The sequence below is a fragment of the Chromatiales bacterium genome (assembly GCA_020445605.1).
Lineage (GTDB): Bacteria > Pseudomonadota > Gammaproteobacteria > JAGRGH01 > JAGRGH01 > JAGRGH01.
Map to the genome: position 1 here is coordinate 1 of JAGRGH010000059.1, position 15,155 is coordinate 15,155.

13 protein-coding genes and 1 tRNA gene are annotated in these 15,155 nt (G+C 64.4%); 9 read left to right on the top strand and 5 right to left on the bottom strand.

Annotation, left to right across the window (positions count from 1 at the left end; genetic code table 11):
* Together KDG50_14845 and KDG50_14850 are read left to right on the top strand one after the other, a co-directional pair.
* A partial coding sequence (locus tag KDG50_14845) for an ATP-binding protein (protein MCB1866694.1) occupies positions 1-599 on the top strand: 599 nt, incomplete at its 5' end.
* A gap of 346 nt (positions 600-945) precedes the next feature.
* Positions 946-4,854, top strand: coding sequence for a M4 family metallopeptidase (locus tag KDG50_14850; GenBank protein MCB1866695.1), 3,909 nt, complete (start codon positions 946-948; stop codon positions 4,852-4,854).
* Positions 4,855-4,933: 79 nt separating this feature from the next.
* On the opposite strand, the gene KDG50_14855 is transcribed toward KDG50_14850, so the two are convergent.
* Positions 4,934-5,482, bottom strand: a complete 549-nt coding sequence (locus KDG50_14855; protein ID MCB1866696.1) for a hypothetical protein — start codon at positions 5,480-5,482, stop codon at positions 4,934-4,936.
* Between the two features lie 215 nt (positions 5,483-5,697).
* On the opposite strand from KDG50_14855, the gene tadA reads away from it, so the two are divergent.
* The 6 genes from tadA to KDG50_14885 all read left to right on the top strand — a co-directional run bounded on the left by tadA (position 5,698) and on the right by KDG50_14885 (position 9,969).
* Positions 5,698-6,126, top strand: coding sequence for a tRNA adenosine(34) deaminase TadA (gene tadA / locus KDG50_14860; GenBank protein MCB1866697.1), 429 nt, complete (start codon positions 5,698-5,700; stop codon positions 6,124-6,126).
* Between the two features lie 13 nt (positions 6,127-6,139).
* Positions 6,140-7,096 (top strand): MBL fold metallo-hydrolase, encoded by a 957-nt coding sequence (locus KDG50_14865; protein MCB1866698.1) that lies wholly within the window; start codon positions 6,140-6,142, stop codon positions 7,094-7,096.
* A gap of 304 nt (positions 7,097-7,400) precedes the next feature.
* Positions 7,401-7,493: transfer RNA gene (locus KDG50_14870), tRNA-Ser, on the top strand.
* A gap of 423 nt (positions 7,494-7,916) precedes the next feature.
* Entirely contained in the window at positions 7,917-8,504 is a 588-nt protein-coding gene (locus KDG50_14875; GenBank protein ID MCB1866699.1) for a C-type lectin domain-containing protein, read from the top strand.
* A gap of 185 nt (positions 8,505-8,689) precedes the next feature.
* Positions 8,690-9,340, top strand: a complete 651-nt coding sequence (gene uvrY, locus KDG50_14880; GenBank protein MCB1866700.1) for a UvrY/SirA/GacA family response regulator transcription factor — start codon at positions 8,690-8,692, stop codon at positions 9,338-9,340.
* Entirely contained in the window at positions 9,337-9,969 is a 633-nt protein-coding gene (locus KDG50_14885; GenBank protein ID MCB1866701.1) for a uracil-DNA glycosylase, read from the top strand. The genes uvrY and KDG50_14885 overlap by 4 nt, the downstream gene beginning before the upstream one ends.
* Here KDG50_14885 and KDG50_14890 read toward each other — a convergent pair.
* From KDG50_14890 to dksA, 4 genes are read right to left on the bottom strand one after another with little or no spacing between them, the layout of a single operon-like run.
* Entirely contained in the window at positions 9,943-10,974 is a 1,032-nt protein-coding gene (locus KDG50_14890) for a hydrolase (GenBank protein MCB1866702.1), read from the bottom strand. The two genes, KDG50_14885 and KDG50_14890, sit on opposite strands and share 27 nt — an antisense overlap.
* The gene (locus KDG50_14895) at positions 10,971-12,779 is read right to left on the bottom strand and encodes an ABC transporter ATP-binding protein (GenBank protein MCB1866703.1); all 1,809 of its coding nucleotides are present in this window, start codon (positions 12,777-12,779) and stop codon (positions 10,971-10,973) included. The genes KDG50_14890 and KDG50_14895 overlap by 4 nt, the downstream gene beginning before the upstream one ends.
* Positions 12,780-12,787: 8 nt before the next feature.
* Positions 12,788-13,774: a tRNA glutamyl-Q(34) synthetase GluQRS gene (gluQRS, locus tag KDG50_14900; GenBank protein ID MCB1866704.1), complete on the bottom strand. Its 987-nt coding sequence runs from the start codon at positions 13,772-13,774 to the stop codon at positions 12,788-12,790.
* Complete coding sequence (dksA, locus tag KDG50_14905; protein ID MCB1866705.1) at positions 13,746-14,192, bottom strand: RNA polymerase-binding protein DksA; 447 nt, start codon at positions 14,190-14,192, stop codon at positions 13,746-13,748. The genes gluQRS and dksA overlap by 29 nt, the downstream gene beginning before the upstream one ends.
* 207 nt (positions 14,193-14,399) lie before the next feature.
* Between dksA and KDG50_14910 the strand changes: the two genes are divergently transcribed.
* The gene (locus KDG50_14910) at positions 14,400-15,155 is read left to right on the top strand and encodes an HAD family hydrolase (GenBank protein MCB1866706.1); all 756 of its coding nucleotides are present in this window, start codon (positions 14,400-14,402) and stop codon (positions 15,153-15,155) included.

Genomic DNA, 15,155 nt, shown 5'->3' on the forward strand with positions numbered 1-15,155 from the left:
CGATCCTGGCCAACGCCGCGGCGCGTCCCGGCCCTGGTCTACCTCAACTGGTTAGTGAGCAGGTGGTGATTGCACGGCGTCAGGTCGACTACCATCTGGCGCGGGCGCGCGCCGCAGCTGCGGCAACTGTTCCCGGCGTGCGCAGTGATGTTCGCCCACTGGTCGATTCTATAGTGCGTGTCATGGACCGTCTGTATCAGGACAGGAAAATCTCTGTCACCATCGCCGACAATGAAATTGCGCCGGTGTTTCGCGGCGAACAACAGGATCTGCAGGAGATGCTCGGTAATGTGCTGGACAATGCCTGGAAGTGGGCGAACAGCCGTGTTGAAGTCTCTTTCCTTGTCGAGGGTGAGCGACTCGTTATACAGGTCGATGACGATGGGCCGGGGCTGGCCTCGGAACAGAGGCAGGCAGTACTGGCCCGAGGCGTTCGGGCTGATGAGCAGGTACCTGGAAGCGGGCTGGGGCTGGCTATCGTCGATGACCTTGCCCAGCTTTATGATGGTTCGATCGAACTGGGCGAATCACCGCTGGGTGGTTTGCGGGTACGGTTGACTCTGCCGGCGGCTCCTGTTGGACATGTATCGCATGGTTAGTCTCTGCAAGGTGAGTCAAACCGGTTTTCCGCTGCGGATACCTGCCGAATACCTGGAAGAATAGTTACGTGGTTATATTGGATTTGACTTCTGCTTCTTTGGGCAAGTCGGTAAAATATAGCCGTATTATTAAAGAAATTTCTGAGGATGGTATTTTTCATGGTATTCCCGTTTAGCAGGAAAATAAGCCATTGAATATAAAAGATAAAAACGGCTTATTTACAATCGAGTGGGAATAGACCCGCGCGTCGCCTAATGTGACACGCGGCAGGGATTTCGGACGGCTGCGTGTGAAAGATTCCGGTTACATTGTTTCGCTCGCCCGGCTGAACACGGAGTCGTGACGTTGAACGCATGGTGCTCCCGGATCCCGGTCCTCATTGCGGTGCTGCTCGGCGCTGCATCCGTACAGGCCGACGGCGTTTCGGTGACGCCCGCGCGACAGGTCTCGCCCGCGCCCGGCGTGAACTCCGGGCAGGTCGATGTTCCGGTCACGCCGCCGCCGTTTGCGGCCACACGTCGCGAGGACGGCGCCGTTCGCAGTTTCCGGATTGCGCGCGGTGTGAATCTGACTCCCGTGGAACTGCTGCAGCATTACCTGGCTGCACTTGGGCTGGGCGAGCACGACCGACTCGAGCCACTGCAATCGCGACCTGCATCCGGCCCGGTCGGACGTTGTGAAGTCCAGCATTTTCGGCAGACGCATCGCTCGATTGCGCTGCTGAACGGGCACTTTCATCTGCTTGTCTGCGGTGGCTCGGTCGCCGCTGGCATCGGCCGACTGGAAACCGGGCTGAACGTCGCGACGCGACCCAAGCTCGATGGCGCCGCAGCAATCATCAGTGCCCGTCGTGCACTGGCGCGCCAATGGCCACGAGCGGAGGTCTCGGCCCGGGGTGAGCCGGAGTTGGTCATTGACGTGTACCCGGGGCTGCGTGGCAGGCACGCGCGGCTGGTCTACCGCCTGCGCATGTCGGCTAAGACACCGCTGTTGTCATTGGAGGTGCTGATCGATGCCGGCACGGGCGCGATGGTCCGGCAGACGCGCCTTGACCGCCGCGCATGGCTGCCGATCGTGACGAGTGGCGCGACGGAATACGACGGCGTGCAGGGGTTTGCCGCCGAGCAGAACGAAAATCCGGCGAATCCGCAGATTCGCCTGCGTACCGCGGCCTCAGTACAGCTGCACACGCGCGATGCCAAGAGCCAGTCCACTCCGCTGAACTTCGACGAGATCATCATCAACAGCCCGACGACGGCGGACACCCTGAAGCTGCTTGGCAGCAGCGCGCACTGGGCGGCGCAGCAGGCGTGGCAGTTCTTCGCGAATCGCTATGGCTGGGTCGGGCCAGACGGGGTCGGCAACAAGGGGCTGAACGTCTATCTGAACCTGCAGTATCCGGCGCAGAACGGCGCTGGTGCCTTTGGGCCGACCGATGCGGGATGGTTCGGACCGGATCCGCTGGACCCCAACGACCCGCCGGACCAGTGGGAAATCATCGCAGTGGGCGCGGGCGGGACAAGCCCGGCGGGCAACGACTATGAGCCGTTGGTGCATCCGGAGATTCTCGCCCACGAGATGACCCACGCGATCCAGTACCACAGCGTCGGCGCATTGCAGGGTTTCGACTACGATCTGAGCGCGCCGGATGCCGGCGGCTTGTCGGAGTCGTTTGCGGACATCTTCGGTGTGCTGGCTGAGGCCGCGATTCGAAATGCACCGGTCGACTACTGGATCGGCAACCAGTGGAATCTGGATCAGCGTCGGCTGCTGCACGACCCGGCACAGTCCATCCCGGCACAGCCCACGCATTATCAGGATGCGGCCTGGAATGCACTGATGGCGAACCCGGATGCCACGATGCATCTGTTTGGCGGACCGCACAGCTACGCGTTCTATCGGTTTGCCGAAGGCGATCCGCCGTCGTTCGAAGGCGTTGGTCCCGACAAGGCCGGCGAAATCCACTTTCTGGCCATGACAAACCTGCTGTATCCGACGGCGAGTTATCTCGACGCCCTGGACGCCGAGCAGATCGTCGCCGAAATCCTGTTCGGGGAGCACACCGTCACGGTTGCTGCATTGCTCGACGCAGCGTTCGCTGCGGGTTATGGCCCCGGTTATCAGAACACCCTGGTTTATGCGCCGGCGAATCTCGCGACCCAGGTCGAACCATGGCCCGTGGAACTGTCCTGGGAAGCGCTCGGTGTCGAGGTGCAGTGGCAGGTGGAGATCAGTACGAACGCAAGCTTTGTCGGCGAGGTGGTGAGTCGCACTACCGTACCGTTGGCGTCCGGATCGTACCCGCAGACGGTGTCACTGGCGCCGGAACAGCGCCCGAATCTGCGTGCCGATACCGAATACTTCTGGCGCGTGCGGGGGCGGGCGATCGACAGCGAGGACTGGCAGGACTGGCGCGTGCCGGTGTCGTTCCGGACCGCGCCCAAGGCCGTCGAACCGATCGAGCCGTGGATCGAGCACAAGGACGAATACCATCCCTGGAACCTGAACTTCAGCTGGAAGCCGGTGAACGCTGCCGAAACCTACGAGCTGCAGGTTCAGGAGGGCCCGCACAGTCAGCCGCCCGACTGGCACAAGCCTCTGCTCGAGCCGCAACCGACCTCCGCGACCAGCATGGAACTCGACGTTCGGGTCGAGCGCGAACACACCTGGCGGATTCGGGCCATCGGTCCGGACGGGGAGCATGGCCAGAACGCGGGTGCCTGGACGGAAGTGCCGTTTGCCACCAGTCTGCCGCGCGTGATGCTTCTGGAGCCCTTGAATGCGGAACCGCGCTACCCGTGGCCGACCTTGTTGAAGTGGGACGAGGTCATCGGCGCCGACCATTATCTGCTCGATCTGACCGACTGCGACGGTGTGTTCAAGTCGGCGAACCCGAAAAGCCCGGTGCCCTGCGAAACCCTGAACCCGAACCTGAACTACGACCCGCTGAAGCTCGATGCGAACACCCTGCAATTTCCGCTCAATGTCCAGCCCGAATGGCTGCATGACAATGTGAGTTACTGGTGGCAGGTGCGCGTGGTCGGGCCACCGCCGTGGTTCGACGCGGGCGGACTGCCCGTTGAGGACGGCCATTGGCGCGTCGATGGCGCCGGCACGCTGCCGAAGAAGCTGCATCCCAAATTTTCGGCGGGTGATGCGGTGTGCGTTGATCTGGGTGCGTCAATTCCGTTCGAGTGGGCTGGCGTGCTGAATGCAGAGGGTTACGTGTTGCGTCTCACCGAGGCATGGGCAGAAGCCGGCGCGACATCCAACTCGAGTTTCACGATCGAGCACGGTCCCGAGGTGTTTGCACAAAGCTACACCGCGACACCGGCCAGCAAACAGACTGAACTCGTCAGTACCGCCGGGGCCGGCCCGATGCAGGGCCCGCTGCATCTGGGCTACTGGTGGCATGTCGAGTCGCTCGGCCCGGATGGCTATCGCGGACTGCCGGACAAGCTCGGCGCGTTCTATTTCATCGAGGCGGATACGCCGACGCCGAATCTGCTCGACGGGCATGCGTTCGCCGAAAACGACCCGGTCGTGCTGCCGTGGAAGAGCGACCATGCCCCGTTCGGGGAATTCGTGGTTTCGGTCTATCAGGGACTTGGGTGTATCGGTTCAAATCTGGTTGCGAAGAAAATGATTCCGGGTAGCTCGCCCGGCAAGAGCAGCGCGATTGCATCGGGCAACGGACTGTTTCCCGGGCAGACGTATTCGTGGTCGGTCGCCAACAATGCGTGGCTAAACAGCCAATGCCATCAGGGTCCAATGCACTCGCCCTGCGTTTCGTTCAAGGCACCGGCGCCGATCTGCGGAAACGGCAAGGTCGAAAGCGGCGAGCAATGCGACGACGGCAACCAGTTGCTCGGGGATGGCTGCTCGCCGAAGTGCGAAAAGGCGCTGGCTTGTGGGCAGACACATGCCTCGGCCGGTGGATTCAACGACGGCTTCGATGGTCTGGAACTCGATCTTGGTGGCAATCAGGGCTCGGTGTGGATCACGGTGGAAACCTTCCAGATTCCAGACCGGCTGACTTTCAAACACAATGGTCAGACCGTTGCGCAGGCCGACTGCATCGGCACCAATGGTGAATTGAAGGCGAAGATCGAGATCAGCGGCGGCAGCAGTTCGATGTTCATCGATGTCGAGCCCGGCTGTAATCCGGACGTGCCGTCAGCATCGACCAAGTGGGCCTACAGCGTCAGCTGCGTGGACGAAACCGCGTCCGTTCCGCAGGGCGGCGGCGAGTAGCGCGCTCGATGGGTTGATGACGAAGGCCCATTGGGGGCCTGTTCTATCCGGACCGGCAAATTCTCGTTGACGCCGTCACTCAGTCCGGTACGTCGTCGGACATCAGGGTGCCGACGTAGGGCGCATAGTTCAGCACGGCACCCTGTATCAGGCCCAGGCCATTGAATGCGGCGTACATGTCGGCCAGCCTGGCGAGATTATTCGGGTCCTGCTTCAGGGCTTCGAGTGATTGCAGCAGTGGAGTGATCTCGGCATCCGTCACGTAGGTGCGCAGCATGTCGATCGCAATCTGCACCTGCTCGACCTTCACGGTCCGGCCTGTTTCCCGCACCCGTGGACGTCCGAAATCCTCGTCCAGCGCGCGCTCACGAACCTTCGACACGAAGGCGTCGAATTCTTCCGGCGTTGGTTTGTTGACGAAGAACTCGATGAGCGGTTCGCGACTGATCGCGCTGACGAATGCCAGCGTGGAACCCTTCGCGACGGGCTTCGGGTCCACGGCGGACAACACGACCGTCAGCGCTTCATCCTTCAGACCCTTGCGGGAACGGATGTTGACGCAATCGTCCACGAGTTCGAATTCCCGGGTGCCGTGGATGAGGTGTTTCTGGACGAGTCTGGCGGTCATCGGCGCATGATACGGGAGTGTCTTTCTTGGTCAAGGCGATCGCTGGCGTCCTCCCGACCCTCGCGCGTGCGTGGCGTGATGCACCTTTTGTCGTCGGTTGGCCGTGGTGCACATTCCGCTTTATCCTCGCCGGTTGATTCATCCGCTGCGCGGAGCGCGAATTGTTGAACGCTGAGACTGCGGGGGGGGCATGGACCGAGGCCGACCGGGCCTGGATGAACCGCGCGCTGATTCTTGCCAGGCAGGCGGAGGCCGCCGGCGAGGTGCCGGTCGGCGCCGTGCTGGTGCGTGGCGACGAGCGCCTGGGCGAGGGCTGGAACCAGCCGATCCGGCGCTCGGATCCAACGGCGCATGCCGAAATCGTCGCGCTGCGCGGGGCAGGCGCCCTCACGGATAACTACCGGCTGCCGGGCACGACCCTGTACGTGACGCTCGAACCCTGCACCATGTGCGCGGGCGCGATCATCCACGCGCGGGTCGAGCGGCTCGTGTTTGCGGCGCAGGACCCGAAGACCGGCGCAGCCGGCGGCCGGTTCAACGTGCTGCCGGGCGACGGCCACAACCATCGCGTGGTCTGCGAATATGGATTATTGGCCGAGGCGTCTGCGGCCTTGCTTCAGACGTTTTTCAAAATGCGACGATAAGCCCATGATTACCATGAAGTTAAAAGCAACGATGCGGGCCTCGGTGCTGGCATTCTCGGCCCTGGCGGCCGTCGCCGCGGCCGCTGAATATGCGCCCGTGGATGTCGAGATGAGGCTGAAACAGGTCTCCAAGCACGTCTATTACGTGCAGGGCGCGGCTGGCATTGCCACCGACAACGCCGGCTTCATTTCGAACGCCGGGTTTGTGGTGACACCGGAGGGTGTCGCGGTCATCGACGCGCTTGGCACGCCATCACTGGCGGCCAAGATGCTGGGCCTCATTCGCGAGATCACCAGTGCGCCCATCCGCTATGCGATCGCGACGCACTACCATGCCGACCACATCCTGGGACTTCAGGTGTTCGAGGGCGCCGGCGCGGAAATTCTCGGTCCGACTGGTTCGCGCGAATATCTGGAAGGGCTCGGCAAGGAGCGCCTCGAAGAACGGCGGTTCTCGCTGGACCCGTGGGTCAACGACCAGACCCGGCTCGTGTGGCCCACGCGCTGGGTCGAATCCGAGTTGAAGCTGGAACTGGGCGGTATTCAACTCACCGTCACGCCGCAGGGTGCGGCCCATTCGAAGGGCGATCTGACCGTGTACGTCGAACCGGACCGGGTTCTGTTCGCGGGCGATCTGATCTTCGAAGGGCGTACGCCGTTTCTGGGCGATGCGAACAGTCGGCGCTGGCTCGAAAACCTCGAACAGATGCAGACCACGGGCGTCGCGGCGCTGGTGCCCGGTCACGGCCCGGCCGCAATGCGTCCGACCGAAGCCATTGGCGCGACGCGCGACTACCTCGCGTACCTGCGTGAGCAGATGGGCGCCGGAGTTGCCGAACTGCAAGGCTTCGATGACACATACAGCGGCGTGGACTGGTCGCGATTCGCGAACTGGCCGGCGTTCGAGGAAGCCAACCGCCGCAACGCCTATCAGGTATTCCTGTCGATGGAAGCCGAACTCTTCAAATAGCCGCTGGCGGTGAGTGGCGGGCGGCGACGCTGGTATACTTTCGCGGCTAGACCAAGCCCCTGAATTTGCGTCGACCGCATTGTGGATCGCAGGTGTGTCTTCGCCGGGAGGCAAGTCCAGGCGGGCATCGTGACCTGCACAACGGGTCCTTGGGGCGGTCGACAAAATCGCCGGGAGCGATTTTGAACGCGCGCAGCGCGGCCCGCAGGGCGAAATACTAAGGAGGTATTTCGTAATCCCACCCTTTGTGTGGTGGTCTGACTGACAGGGTTCGGCATGGCAGCCGATGTTTTCGACCGAATCAGGAGAGGTGCCAGAGTGGTCGAATGGGCTCGACTCGAAATCGAGTGACCCTCCAAAAGGGGGTCCGTGGGTTCGAATCCCACCCTCTCCGCCAAACATCCCCGTAACCTCCCAACTTCGAGGTATTGCGCCTGAAGGTGCCGAGCCCACCGGGGCGAGGGTGGGAGAGAACCCACGCGGGTTCGACAAAATCGCCGGGAGCGATTTTGAACGCGCGCAGCGCGGCCCGCAGGGCGGACTACAGGGGCGGACCGGGTAGTCCGTCCCTTGACGCCAGTCCAGACACCCCGGCTCCGGGTGCGCAGGTCGTGCACGTGGACGAGGGCCCGCCCAACTTGAACGCCCGGGTTTCCACGTGGTAAAACCCAACGATCTCAGAGGGTTTCCGCGTAACCCTGCTCCTTGCGAGTCGAAACCCGATAACGTTCGCCAGTTCGCGACAGGGCGCGGGCTTAAAAAAAGACACGGTCACGAGCCCACCCGGCACGCGGGTGGTTTCCACGAAGGGGGAAACGCAATGAAGAACTTCGCTACCGCGGCAATCGCGCTGCTTGCCATCTCGCTTTCGCAGCCGGCAAGCGCCGACTCGGCGATCGCGCAAGGGCCGGGCGGCAAGTGGTACCAACGCATCGACACCACGTTGAACTGGACCCAGGCCCGCGACGCTGCCGCGGCTCGCAGTCTTTTCGGGGTTGTCGGTCACCTTGCTACCCCGCTGACCGAAGCCGAGGCCAACGCGGCGAACTCTGTTCGCAGTGGCTCGTGCTGGATTGGCGGAAACGACTTGGCGGTTGAGGGCAACTGGGTCTGGGTTACTGGTGAATTGTTCTGGGTTGGCGGGGCTGGTGGATCGGCCCAGGACGGCCTGTATGAAAACTGGAACGGCGGCGAGCCGAATGACCAGGGAGGCGAGGACGCCTTGGAATGGACTGGCGGCGGGTTCGGTGGCTGGAACGATTTGAACGTGACGTCTACCCGCAGCTGCTACCTCGTCCAGTTCGACGTCGGTCCGCGGCCGGTACCGTTGTCGCCCCTGGCAGCCATCGCGGCAGCAGTCGGTATCGCCGGTTTCGCGGCGCGCCGCCTGATGCGCAAATCTGCCTGAATCCGGTCGGGTCCTCGCGCGCCGCCCGGCGGCGCGCGAGGACCCGTCTCATCTCCAGGTCTCCGCAGGCGTGACCACGCCTGCCGCCCGCGTATAATCCCAACTCGCGAGGGGTATCCGGCGGCGCTCGCAAAGGGTGAGACCAGCAGGCGCGCCGTCGCCCGTATCAATCGGGGAGGTAGGGAATGATCTCGGTTTTATTGGCCGATGATCACGATCTTGTGCGTGCCGGTATCCGCAGTCTGCTGGAAGGCACTGGCGAGGTCGAGGTCGTTGCGGAGTGTGCGACCGGCGAGGATGCCATCAGACTCGCCCGGCAGTTCAACCCCCAGATCGTGTTCATGGACATCCAGATGCCTGGCATCGGCGGCATCGAGGCGACCCGCAAACTTCAACGTTTTCTGCCGGAAGCAAAGGTCATCGTGCTCACGATGTATGACGGCGAACCGTATCCGAACCAAGTGCTGAACGCTGGCGCCGCCGGTTACATCACCAAGGGTTCCAGCGCCGACGAGATGCTCGCGGCAATGCGCATGGTCATGCGTGGCAAACGTTACATCGCCAACGAGATTGCGCAGAAGATGGCGCTCAATACCGTTGGCGGCAAGGAGCGCGGCGAGAACCCGTTCGAGCAGCTCTCGGCCCGCGAGATGCAGGTCATGCTGATGGTCGTCAACGGGCAGGGCATCCAGGAGATTTCCGATGCCCTGAACCTGAGTCCGAAAACCGTCAGCACCTATCGCTATCGCCTGTTCGAAAAGCTCGGCGTGAAAAACGATGTGGAACTCACGCGACTGGCGGTGCGGTATCGCGTGATCGGCGTGGACTCCGATTGATCGAGGCACCGGATCGTGACTGTGCCGGGTGCGCGCGCCTGGTCGGCTTTCGCGAGGAGATCCGCGAGCGCTTTGCGGACTACTTCGCCGCGCCGGTCCCGAGCTTCGGAGTCGACCGCGCGCGCTTGCTGGTCGTCGGGCTCGCTCCCGGCCTGCACGGCGCCAACCGCAGCGGCCGGCCGTTCACGGGTGACCACGCGGGCATTCTGCTGTACTCGACCCTGCATCAGTTTGGTTTCGCGACGCGCGCCGAATCCGTTGCGGCGGACGATGGTCTGCGGCTGCGCAACTGCCGCATCACCAATGCCGTGCGTTGCGTGCCGCCGCAGAACAAGCCGCTGCCGGTCGAGGTGAAGGCCTGTAATGCCTACCTGCTTGCGGAACTGGAATCGGTGCCGGCCGGTGGAGTCGTGCTGGCGCTCGGTGCGATTGCGCACGACGCCGTGCTGCGCGCGCTGGCACTGCGCAAGGCCGATTACCGGTTCGCGCATGGCGCGGAGCATGACCTGGCTGGCCGGCACACCCTGCTGGATTCGTATCACTGCTCACGTTACAACACGCAGACGCGCCGATTGACGTCGGACATGTTCGCGCAGGTGTTTTCACGCGCGCGCGAACTGCTGTCCTGAAGGTTCGGCGGCTGAACTTACGGTTTCACGAGCGAATTGCGCGGCGAGCCATTGCGGCACGCGCGATTCCAGCCAGTAGCGCGGGCTGAACGGGCTGCGCCCGCTGACAAATCCGACATGGCCGCCGTGTGTCGTGCGGTCAAATTCAATCCATGGTGTGAGTCCGGCCGCGGTCGGCATTACGTCGGGGTACACGAACGGATCGTCCGCGCTGTGCACGATCAGCGTCGGGCGCTGGACATGCCGCAGGAACCCGCGGCAGCTGGATTTCGCGTAATAGTCGGCAGCGGACGCAAAACCGTGCAGCGGCGCGGTGACTGCATCGTCGAATTCGCGAAAGCTGCGCAAGCTCGCAACCGCCGACATCGGCACCGGCGAATCGCCGCGACCGGCAAACTTGCGGCGCAGGTTCGCGCGCAGCGAGATCAATAGCCGCGCCTGATAAAGGCGTGAAAAACCATGTTCGAGACGATCCGCGCAGCGGCCGAGATCGAACGGCACCGACACCGCCACCGCCGCGGCGACCGGTGTCGTCGCGCCGCGTTCTCCGAGCCACTTCAGCAGCACGTTGCCGCCCAGCGAGAAGCCCACGACCGCCAACGCTCGTTGCGGATGGCGTCGTTGCAGCTCGGACACGAACCAGTCGAGGTCCGTGGTCTCACCGGAGTGGTAGTTGCGCCGCGCACGGTTCGGCTCGCCGGAACAGCCGCGAAAGTGCATCAGTACCGCCGTGAGGCGCGCGCGATGCAGCGCGGCGAGCATGCCGGCTGCGTACTTGGATTCCAGAGAACCTTCGAGTCCATGTAGGACGACGACGATCGGTGCGTCGGGACCCGTCTCGGCGGTCCAGGCGAGATCGAGGAAATCACCGTCGGGCAGCAAGACACGTTCGGGCCGAGTCTCGACGCGCGGCCGGCGGCGCAGCAGCGTCGGCCAGATGGTCTGCAGGTGGGCGTTGCGGCACCACCAGGCAGGGCGAAAACCGGTGGTTTCGGGTGCGTTCACTGTTGCCCGTAGAGCCGGGCGTACAGCCCGTCAGCGGTGATGAGCTCTTCATGTCGACCGCTTTCAATGATTCGACCGCCGTCGAACACCAGTGCGCGATCGGCATCACGTACTGCGCTCAGCCGGTGAGCGATGACCATCGTCGTGCGCCCGCGCAGAAAATCCGCCAGCGCGCGATGTACGCGCGCCTCGGTCGCCGTGTCGAGTGCCGAGGTCGCCTCATCCAGGATCACGACCTTTGGTTCGAGCAGCACCATGCGCGCGATGGCCAGACGCTGACGCTGGCCGCCCGAGAGGCGCACGCCGTTGCGACCCAGCCTTGCGTCCAGCCGCCTGTCGAGTCTGCGCACGTCATCGGCGAGCTGTGCAATATCGAGCGCATGCCAGAGCGCATCGTCTTCGGCGTCGACCCCCAGTCGCAGGTTGTCACGCACGCTGGCGTCGAACAGGGCGGGGTGCTGGAGCACGGCGAGCACATTGCGACGCACCACATCGAATCCGATGTCGTTGGTCGCAACGCCGCCATAGGTGATGCGGCCGCGATCCAGGGCATACAGCCCGAGCAACAGGTTCACGAAGGTGGTCTTGCCGCCGCCGCTCGAGCCGACCAGCGCGACCTTTTCGCCGGCGGCAATCTCGATCGAGACGTCATCCAGGACGGGCGGGCCATCGCCATAGGCGAAGCTTGCGTGTTCGAGTGCAACGCCGACGGTCGCGGCCTCGCGAAACGGATCGCGGCGATGCGCGTACTGCGGCTCCTGGCCGAGACGCAGCAGCTCATTGATGCGCCCCAGCGCGGCGTTTGCACTCGCGAATGCGTACTGAATGCCGAGCACCTCCTGCACCGGCGCCATCATGAACCAGAGGTACGCGAACACCGCGAGCATCTCGCCGATGGACAGGTTCGAGAACACGACCATCGCCATGCTCACGGCGCGAAACAGATCAAAGCCGAACAGAAACGCAGTGAACGACAGTCGCGAGGCGGCGTCGCTCTGCCAGGCGAACGCCGCGGCATCCTCCCGGATGCGACGCGCGGCAAGGATTGTGCGGTCGATGAAATGATGTTCGCGGTTGTATGCGCGGATCTGCGCGATTGCCTCCAGCGTTTCGGCCACCGCGGACTGGAACGCCTCGAACGCGGCATTCTCGCGGCGCTTGAGCGTCTTCACGCGTCGTGCAAGCGCCGTGGTCAGATACACCACGGGCGGATTCAGAAACAGGATCAGCAGTCCCAGCTGCCAGTGCATGACGAGAAGCACCGCACCGGCGCCGACGATTGACAGCACGGCGATCAGAAACTTGCCGAGTCCCACGCCGGCGAACTGATCGATTGCCTCCAGATCGGTCACCAGGTGCGAGGCGACCCGCCCGGCACCGAGGGTCTCGTAGTCGCGCATCGAGACGTGCTCGAGTCGCCGCAGCAGCCGTGCGCGCAGGCGAAAGATCGCGTCCTTGGCGATCAGCGAGAACTCGCGTGACTGCCATACCCCAAGCGCCAGGGTCGCGATGCGCAGCAGCAGCGTCGCCAGCAGCACGGCGACGATGTACAGCGTCGGCCCGTGCCAGCCGGCCGGCGTCGCCTGTGCGATGGCATGCACGATCGGCCCCGGTCGATCGAGCAGCACCTCGTCGACCAGCAGCGGCATCAGCAGCGGCACCGGGATCGCCACCAGTGCCGCGCCCAGCGCGATGAGATGGCCGCGGATCAGCGCCGGCCGATGTTCCAGCGCAAGCTGCCAGAGCGCGCGCCAGGTGATCGCATCCTGAACCGGGGTCGCCTTTGCAGGTCTGGCCTCATCCATGGCCGAAATCATGGCGAGCCACGCCAGCGCTCGGCAACCGGCAGATAGCGGCGGCGCGGAATGCGTGTCGGGTCGAACCGGGCGATGGCCCAGGCGAGGAGTTCGTCCGCACGTTCCGGACGTTGTTCCGGCAGCGGCTGGCCGAGGAACTCGAGCCCCGCGAGCAGCGCCGACACCGGTTCCGCGTCGGCGATCGGGCGGTCCGCATCGCGCTTGCCGAGCTTGCGTCCCCCAGCCGTGGTCGCAACCGGTATGTGCGCGTACTCGGGCACCGCAAGGCCCAGGCGCCGCGCGAGCCAGATCTGGCGCGGTGTGGAATCGAGCAGGTCGGCGCCACGCACGACTTCGGTGATGCCCTGGCGGGCATCGTCGACGGTCACCGCAAGCTGGTAGGCGATCACGCCATCGGCCCGATGAATCACGAAATCGCCGGTGCGATCCAGCCGGGTCCGGATCGGCCCCTGGAACCGGTCGGTGAACTCGATCGGCGTAGCGTCCACACGCGCCCGGACCGAGCGTGCCGCCCGGCCGGCGGGCAGGCCGTTGCGGCAGGTCCCCGGATAGCGAGCACCTGCGGGGCCGGCATCGCCGCCCGCGGCGAGGTCCGCGCGCGAGCAGGCGCAGGGAAAGGCGTCACCGCTGGCGAGGAGCTGCGCCAGGGCCTCGCGATAGGGACTGAGGTCCGCGCTCTGCTGGCGCACCGGTCCGTCCCAGCGCAGGCCCAGCCGTTCGAGTGCGGCGAGCTGGCGGTCGGTCGCGCCCGGCACGCAGCGGGCGGTGTCGAGGTCCTCGATGCGCAGCTGCCATTCGCCGCCGGCCGCGCGCGCAGACAGGAAGCTCGCGAGCGCCGCGAGGAGTGAACCAAAATGCAGATCGCCCGTCGGCGATGGGGCAAAGCGTCCGCGAACGGGTCGCGGTGGCGCCGAGGGCTTGCGCTCGGCGGCGGGCGCCGCCGTGGGGGCGTGCTCAGCCGCGTTGACGCTCGCGGATTTCATCGAGCGTCTTGCACTCGATGCACTGGGTCGCGGTGGGGCGGGCCTCGAGCCGTTTCAGGCCGATCTCGACGCCGCAGGTCTCGCAGAAGCCGTAGTCGCCGGTATCCAGGTCGCCTAGGGCTTCGTCGATCTTGCGGATCAGCTTGCGCTCGCGGTCGCGGGTGCGCAGTTCCAGGCTGAACTCGGATTCTTGCGTGGCGCGGTCGTTCGGATCGGGGAAGTTCGCCGCGTCGTCCTTCATGTGGTCGACGGTGCGGTCGACCTCCTGCATGAGTTGCTGTTTCCACGCCATGAGGATTTCGCGGAAATGCGCCTGCATGCCCTCGCTCATGTAGGACTCGCCGCGCTTCATCTTGTACGGCTTGAAGCCAAACAGCGGCGAATCGTTCGAATTGGCGGCGGCATTGCTAGCGGGCATCGTTCGCGCTCTCCATCGGGACGGGCCCTTCTGGCCCTTGGGCGTTGAAGCCGCGCGAATCTATACCAATGCTCCGGCCGGGGCAAGCCGGGAGGTCATGGACTGGGCAATCGACGCCGGCGTGGGTACCATCGGCCGCCGCCCGCCACTGCGCCGAGGCGACCACGCACTGCCATGTCCTCGGACCACGACCGGAAACCTGCATTCATGCACTTTGAGGCCTTTCTGTTTGACGTCGACGGCACCCTTGCCGATACCGAGCGTGACGGCCATCGCGTCGCGTTCAACCGCGCGTTTGCGGACGCGGGTCTGGACTGGGACTGGGACGCAGCCCTGTATGGCGAGCTGCTCGCGGTGACCGGCGGCAAGGAACGGATTCGCCATTACCTCGAGCGCTTTCATCCGGATTTCGAGGCTGACGGTCCGCTGGATGCGTTCATCGCGGGCCTGCACCGCGCGAAAACGGCCCACTACACCCGGCTGCTCGCCGATCCCGGAATTCCCCTGCGTCCCGGCGTGTTGCGAATCCTGGAGACCGCACGCGCGAGCGGGATCAGGCTCAGCATCGCGACGACCACCACGCCGGACAATGTCATGGCGCTGCTTGAGCACTCGATCGCGCCCGACGCGGCGGACTGGTTCGAGGTCATCGCCGCCGGCGACATCGTGCCGGAAAAAAAACCCGCGCCGGATATCTATCGTTACGCACTCGATCAGATGGGTCTGACGGCCGATTGCGCGCTTGCGTTCGAGGATTCGGAAAACGGCGTGCGTTCCGCGCGCGGGGCGGGGCTCGCAACCATCGTGACGGTCAACGATTACACCCGCGATCAGGATTTCCACGGTGCAGTGGCGGTGCTCGACGGTTTCGGCGAACCGCAGGCGCCGTGCCGGGCGATCGCCGGCGCGGCGCCGGCTGGCGGCGTCGTCGACCTGGATTTTCTGCAATCGCTCGCGCGCTGA

Excerpts from the sequence above, each read along its gene's own strand:
- KDG50_14865 (MCB1866698.1), top strand. The coding sequence starts at position 6,140 with ATGAAGTTAAAAGCAACGATGCGGGCCTCGGTGCTGGCATTCTCGGCC.
- KDG50_14895 (MCB1866703.1), bottom strand. The coding sequence starts at position 12,779 with ATGGATGAGGCCAGACCTGCAAAGGCGACCCCGGTTCAGGATGCGATC.
- uvrY (MCB1866700.1), top strand. The coding sequence starts at position 8,690 with ATGATCTCGGTTTTATTGGCCGATGATCACGATCTTGTGCGTGCCGGT.
- gluQRS (MCB1866704.1), bottom strand. The coding sequence starts at position 13,774 with ATGAAATCCGCGAGCGTCAACGCGGCTGAGCACGCCCCCACGGCGGCG.
- KDG50_14910 (MCB1866706.1), top strand. The coding sequence starts at position 14,400 with ATGCACTTTGAGGCCTTTCTGTTTGACGTCGACGGCACCCTTGCCGAT.
- KDG50_14875 (MCB1866699.1), top strand. The coding sequence starts at position 7,917 with ATGAAGAACTTCGCTACCGCGGCAATCGCGCTGCTTGCCATCTCGCTT.
- tadA (MCB1866697.1), top strand. The coding sequence starts at position 5,698 with ATGAACCGCGCGCTGATTCTTGCCAGGCAGGCGGAGGCCGCCGGCGAG.
- dksA (MCB1866705.1), bottom strand. The coding sequence starts at position 14,192 with ATGCCCGCTAGCAATGCCGCCGCCAATTCGAACGATTCGCCGCTGTTT.
- KDG50_14855 (MCB1866696.1), bottom strand. The coding sequence starts at position 5,482 with ATGACCGCCAGACTCGTCCAGAAACACCTCATCCACGGCACCCGGGAA.